This is a genomic window from Bradyrhizobium sp., assembly GCF_019244115.1.
In the GTDB taxonomy this organism is placed as follows: Bacteria; Pseudomonadota; Alphaproteobacteria; order Rhizobiales; family Xanthobacteraceae; genus Bradyrhizobium.
This window is the reverse complement of the sequence record NZ_JAFATE010000668.1, coordinates 1-5,541: the sequence shown is the minus strand read 5'-3', so window position 1 is coordinate 5,541 and position 5,541 is coordinate 1. Positions and strand designations below refer to the sequence as shown.

5 protein-coding genes and 1 pseudogene are annotated in these 5,541 nt (G+C 64.3%); 2 read left to right on the top strand and 4 right to left on the bottom strand.

Annotated elements, in window-relative coordinates:
* Positions 1 to 686, top strand: a pseudogene (gene plsY / locus JOZ76_RS29085) (glycerol-3-phosphate 1-O-acyltransferase PlsY).
* 97 nt (positions 687 to 783) lie between these two features.
* Here plsY and JOZ76_RS38400 read toward each other — a convergent pair.
* The 4 genes from JOZ76_RS38400 to JOZ76_RS29070 form a co-directional block, all read right to left on the bottom strand.
* Positions 784 to 1,071, bottom strand: a complete 288-nt coding sequence (locus tag JOZ76_RS38400; RefSeq protein ID WP_366112829.1) for an ester cyclase — start codon at positions 1,069 to 1,071, stop codon at positions 784 to 786.
* Between the two features lie 376 nt (positions 1,072 to 1,447).
* Positions 1,448 to 1,960: a Spy/CpxP family protein refolding chaperone gene (locus JOZ76_RS29080; RefSeq protein WP_291704587.1), complete on the bottom strand. Its 513-nt coding sequence runs from the start codon at positions 1,958 to 1,960 to the stop codon at positions 1,448 to 1,450.
* 367 nt (positions 1,961 to 2,327) lie between these two features.
* The gene (locus JOZ76_RS29075; protein ID WP_291704585.1) at positions 2,328 to 2,963 is read right to left on the bottom strand and encodes an ankyrin repeat domain-containing protein; all 636 of its coding nucleotides are present in this window, start codon (positions 2,961 to 2,963) and stop codon (positions 2,328 to 2,330) included.
* A 19-nt stretch (positions 2,964 to 2,982) separates the two neighbouring features.
* Positions 2,983 to 4,191, bottom strand: a complete 1,209-nt coding sequence (locus JOZ76_RS29070; protein ID WP_291704582.1) for an MFS transporter — start codon at positions 4,189 to 4,191, stop codon at positions 2,983 to 2,985.
* A 196-nt stretch (positions 4,192 to 4,387) separates the two neighbouring features.
* Between JOZ76_RS29070 and JOZ76_RS29065 the strand changes: the two genes are divergently transcribed.
* Positions 4,388 to 5,524 (top strand): OpgC domain-containing protein, encoded by a 1,137-nt coding sequence (locus tag JOZ76_RS29065; protein WP_291704577.1) that lies wholly within the window; start codon positions 4,388 to 4,390, stop codon positions 5,522 to 5,524.
* Positions 5,525 to 5,541: the final 17 nt, after the last annotated feature.

Sequence of the window (5,541 nt, the reverse complement as noted above, 5' to 3'; positions counted from 1 at the left end):
ATGGTTTTCTGGATAGCTTGTCTGGCCGGGCTGGCGGTCGCTTATCTCTTCGGTTCGACGCCGACGGGCTATCTGGCGGGAAAACTGCTCAAGGACATCGACATCCGAGAGCATGGCTCCAGATCCACCGGCGCAACGAACGTATTGCGGACGCTGGGGAAAGGGCCTGCGTTGCTGGTGCTGCTGGTCGACGTGCTGAAGGGTGCCGCGGCGATCGTCTTTGCCCGCTGGTTCTATCCTGGCTCTCGTCATTGCTGTCCGTCACGCCACCGGCAACGCTTGATCTGCAGACTGTCCTGCCCTGGGCGGTCTGCCTGGCCGGACTTGCCGCCTTGCTCGGGCATGGCCGCTCGATCTGGTTGAATTTTACAGGCGGCAGATCCGTCGCGACGGGGCTGGGCGTGCTGCTGGCGATGTCCTGGCCGGTCGGCCTGGGTGCTGCGGCAGTTTTTGGCGCCGTGCTGGCCATCTCTCGGATTGTCTCCCTCGGTTCGATGCTGGCTGCATTGGCTGCGATCGTCCTCATCTGCAGCCTGGAGCAACCATTGCCCTACCGGCTCCTGGTGATTGCGGGCAGCATTTACGTGATGGTACGCCATCGTGCCAACATTGAGCGGCTGCTGGCTGGGACCGAGCCACGCCTTGGCCAAGGCAGCCCGGAATCGAAAGCGCCATCGCAAATCTAGTGCGTGCATTTGGGCACTGTCGAAATCGCCAACACGGGGCGCTTGCGGTCCATGTGTCGAACATTGGCGTGTGCTGCAGGAGTGCTGAAGCGAAAAACTATCTCCCCTCCGCGCCAAGCTGACGGAGGAAACTTCTGTAATCGGTTCGCACCCATTCCTCGACGAGCCGACCCTGATCGTCAAACCTGAAGATGTTGATCAAATCGAAGATGACGCGCCGTCCATTCGGCGGAAGCGGCCCGGCGGGCGACATCGTGAACTCGCGTACGAACGTCCCTTCGATCCACGTCTGGCAAGCGACGAGTTGGCCCTCGGCAATGATGATGCCTCGACGGATCGAGCGATCGTCGAACGCCGATCGGATCGCTTTGAAGTAGCTCGTCAGGCCGTGTCGGGTTCCATCTGGACTTCAAAGGCGGTGATGGGAAGTGTTGCGCCTTGGTTTGGCGGCGCTGGTGGTGACCCGCCGCGAGGCTGAATGAGGCCGACAATTCAGCAGACGTCCGCTTCGTGTCGGTTGAGCGCGTGCTTTATGCGCCCTGGGATAGCGCCCCGCTATCCCGTCATCCGCGCTGATAACAGGCCGCCTCCATCGGCGGCCTCTCGTTTTCGAATGTCAGCAATTGTGAAGGATTTCGGACAACATCTGTCCCGGAACGTCGCCCCAGCCTGAAGCCGGGAGAGACGTTCCGGCAAATCGAAACTACGTTGCCCTTCGGGCTCGCAATTGCGTGGTCAGCGTTTCGAAGGCGCGCCCAAGCCTATTCGTCGTCATCTTCGGTTTCCATACGACGTTCGATCGTATCTCGTATTCCGCGCGCGGTCACGACTGTCACGAAAGCCATCCTCTTCTTCTGATCGTCGCTGAGCGTCTTGTAGAGCGGCTCCCAGGCATCGGCGACCTTCTTGAGGTCGGCGGCACGTTGACTGAGCGCCTCCGCCCGGCGCTGCATCAGTTCGACCGGATTGCGCTCGTGAAGAGCTTCCATCGGGCCGCTATCGCGCAGTTCCGCCACCCTTTCAAACCGGGCTTGCCGGTTCTTCGCTCTGGTCCGCATGGCATCCTCCAGGGCCGGCCAGTATTTTTCCTGGTCGGATGTGAGCTGCAAGGCGGCCTTGATCATTGCCACGCGCGCATCCGTCAGGCTCTTCAGGTCTGCGGCACTCGGATGCGTCATTCCTACAGTGCTCGAAGACGTTTCCGCGGCGTTGGCAAGAGGTGATGCCGCTATCAGAACTGCAGTCGTTGCAAGCGCCATTTTCTTGATCATCATCGCAAGCTCCTGTCGCATCATTCGCCCCGATGCAGAACGCATCGTTCGCCCCGATGTAGAAGTCGGCAATCGGGACCACGGGGGCCGCTTGATTCAAGTCAAGGAGATGTTCACGCCTTGGTGAGTTTCGCCGGCTGTCGCGCAGCCGCAACATTTCGCGTGGATCCCCAATTGCGCACCAGCGTTCCGGCTTCGGCGCCACGTGGTTCGGCGTCCCAAGTCCGCTCATCCGGGTGCATCAGGTCGCGGAGTTCCTTTTCGGCGCTTGAGCAGGAAGCAGGTCCAGTTCGGAACGGCAAAGCGGCATACCGAAGTGCAATGATGTCCGACGTGCAGCGCGCAGAGCGCGCGTCGGATTCCATCAGGGTCAGACCGCTCCATGCTCGTCGAGCAGGCGCAGGATCTCGCTCTGTTGCGCCTTCGCCGCCGCCGATCCGGCGCCGCTGTGGCCGGTGGTCAGCATCGCAAGGCGCACCGGCGTTGAGCCGTTCCGGTTGGGCGTCCGCGGATCGGCGCCGCCATCGAGGAGAGCCTTCACGGCCGCGGCACAACGCATGCGGACGGCACGGTGCAACGGCGCGACACCACTCTTGTCCATGGCGTTTGGGTCCGCACCCGCCGCGATGAGGCATCGGATCGTTGCTGCCTGTGCAGCGGGATTCCAAGCGGGCGAGCCAGGCGCACCGTCAGCGGCGTAGTGAACAGGCTCCGCGCCGCGCCTGTTCCTGGCGCGGACATCGGCCCCCATGGCGATCAGGTCCGCAGCAATCAGCACCTGGTGGGCCGCCGCTGCCATGTGCAGAGCGGTATCTCCCTGATACATGTAATGACGTATTTCGCCGTAGAAGTGGTTTTCGGCTGCCTGGCGAGATGCGCCACAGGCGGCCTGTTCGGTTGCCAGATGCGGCGCAGTCCGAAGCATTTTTCCGGCCGCCTCGACGTCGCCGGAAACGATCGCCCGCACCAGCCCCTCGAACTGCTCCATCCGCGCGCCGGCGTTCATGCCTTCTCCGAAAGCCCCCTCACGCCGTCTGCAGCCGCACCTCCTGCCGCCGCGGCGAGAACACCAGTGCCACGGCAGCAGCGGCAATGGCCACGGAGGACGCGCCGACATAGAGCCACATGTAGCTGTTGAAGGCGTCAAAGATCCGCCCGCCGGCCCAGGGTCCGAAGGCCATGCCGATCGCAGACGCCATGGTCATGGCGCCGAACAGGGTGCCCATCGCGCGCTGGCCAAAAGATTCCCGCGCCAGCACCGCATAGAGCGGCATGACGCCGCCATAGGCGGTGCCGAACACCAGCGCCCGCGCGTAGAACTCGCCGAGCCGGTCGACCGCGAGATAGGCCGCGATCGCAAACGCCTGCACCAGAAGCCCGATCACCAGCACCGGCTTGGCGCCAAAACGATCGGCGAGCAGGCCGAGCAGCAGGCGGCCGCCGAGACCGGCGAGCCCCTCCACGCTGTAGATGGAGACGGCGGCCATCGGCGCGATGCCGCAGCCGATTGCGTAGCTCACCATGTGGAAGATCGGCCCGGAATGCGCGGCGCAGCACAGGAAGAAGGTCAGCGCGAGCACGATGAACTGCGGCGAGCGGAACGCCTCGGCTGCGGTCATCGATGGTTCGCCGGCTGCGACCTGTGGCGCCCCCGCACCCGCTGCCGCCGCGGCCGGCGGCCGCCGCACCAACAATGCCGCCGGAACCAGCAGGATCCAGGCCATGACGCCGACCGTCAGCATCGCGATGCGCCAGTCATAGGTCGAGATCAGCCAGCGCGCGAACGGCGAGATCGTCATCGGCGCGACCCCCATGCCGGCCGACACCAGCGACACCGCGAGGCTGCGGTTGTCCGTGAACCAGCCGGTGGCGGCCGCGATCATCGGCGCGAAAAAGGCGCCGGCGGCCAGCCCGACCAGCAGGCCGTAGGTGAGCTGGAAGGTGAGCAGTGAGGTGGCGCGGCTCGCCAACACCAGTGCGAGGCCCAGCAACACGGCGCCGGCCAGCACGACGATTCGGGGCCCGAAACGGTCGCTTAAGCTACCCCAGCCGAATCCGGCCGCGCCCATCACCAGGAAATCGAGCGTCATCGCGCTCGAAATGCCGGTGCGCGACCAGCCGGTCGCTGCCGACATCGGCTGCAGGTAGATCGCGAGCGAGAACATCGCGCCGATGGCTACACATGTCATCAGGGCACCGACGGCGACGATCACCCAGCGGTAGGACGGCTGCATACGCCTCTCCTTTTCGGGCTGCATGTCCCTCCAAGACGTATGAGGAGTGCGGAAAACGACACCGGATGCAAAAAAAGCCGGCCCCATTCACGTTCCGCTGAATATCCAAGGGAAAGCGCGCCCTCACGCAAAGTCTATTCGGACGTGATGGCCGCCACCCGATAAATTTCGCGCCCGAATCAATCAGACTTCGCTCATGGATCCGACCCTCAATACGCTTGCCGGACGCGGCCATGACCTCAGGATCAATCTCCTGCTGGGCATGGCCAACTGGTTCGTGTTTCTCGACCACATTCCGAACAACGCCGTGAACCTGGTGACGCTGCGCAATTACGGCTTCAGCGGCGCGACCGACGTGTTCGTGTTCGTCGCCGGCTATGCGGTGGCGCTGATCTATGGCGCGATGATGCTGGAGCGCGGCTTCGTCATCACCACGACGCGGATCTTCAAGCGCGTCGGCCAGCTCTACGTCGCCTATGTCGTGCTGTTCGTCGTCTATGTCGATGCGATCGGCAACGTCGCCGCGCGCTACGCGGCCACCAGCCTGTTCGATGAATACAACGTCACCGGGATCGTCGATCACCCGACGCGCACGCTGATGCACGGCCTCTTGCTGCAGGCGCGGCCGCTGAACCTCGACGGCCTGCAATTGTTCATCGTGCTGATGGCGCTGTTCCCGCCGGCGCTGTGGGCGATGTTGCGTCGGCCGCATCTGACGCTCGCCGGATCGGCCGCACTGTACCTCGCGGCCCGGCAGTTCGACTGGGGCTTGCCGTCTTTCCCGGCCGGCCGCTGGGACTTCAACCCGTTCTGCTGGCAGCTCCTGTTCCTGCTCGGCGCCTGGTTTGCGGTGAAGGGCCGCGAGCTGGTTGCTCCGCTCTATGGCTGGCCGGCGCTGCGCGTCGCGGCGGTCGCCTACCTTGTGCTGGCGCTGGTCATCGCGCTGCCAAAACACTTCCCCGAGCTTGGCGGCATCATCCCGGGCCTCTGGCCGCTGTCGCTGGACAGCAAGGAGAACCTCGCGCCGCATCGGCTGCTGCACTTCCTCGCGCTCGCCTTCGTCTTCACCTCCCTGGTGCCGCGCGACTGGCCGGCTTTGCACGCGGTCGCGCTCCGGCCTGTCATCAAATGCGGCGAGGAATGGCTTGCCGCATTCTGTGCCGGGGTGTTTCTCTCCTTTGCCGCGCATTTCATCCTGATCACCGGGCCCGATTCGCTCGCGATGCAGATTGCCGTCAGCGCCGCCGGGCTCGCGGCGATGACCCTGGTCGCCGCCTACGTGTCCTGGTCCAAGCAGCAGGACCGCATCCGGGTCATGGGCGCGGAGGCCTGACGCGTCACGGTTCAGGC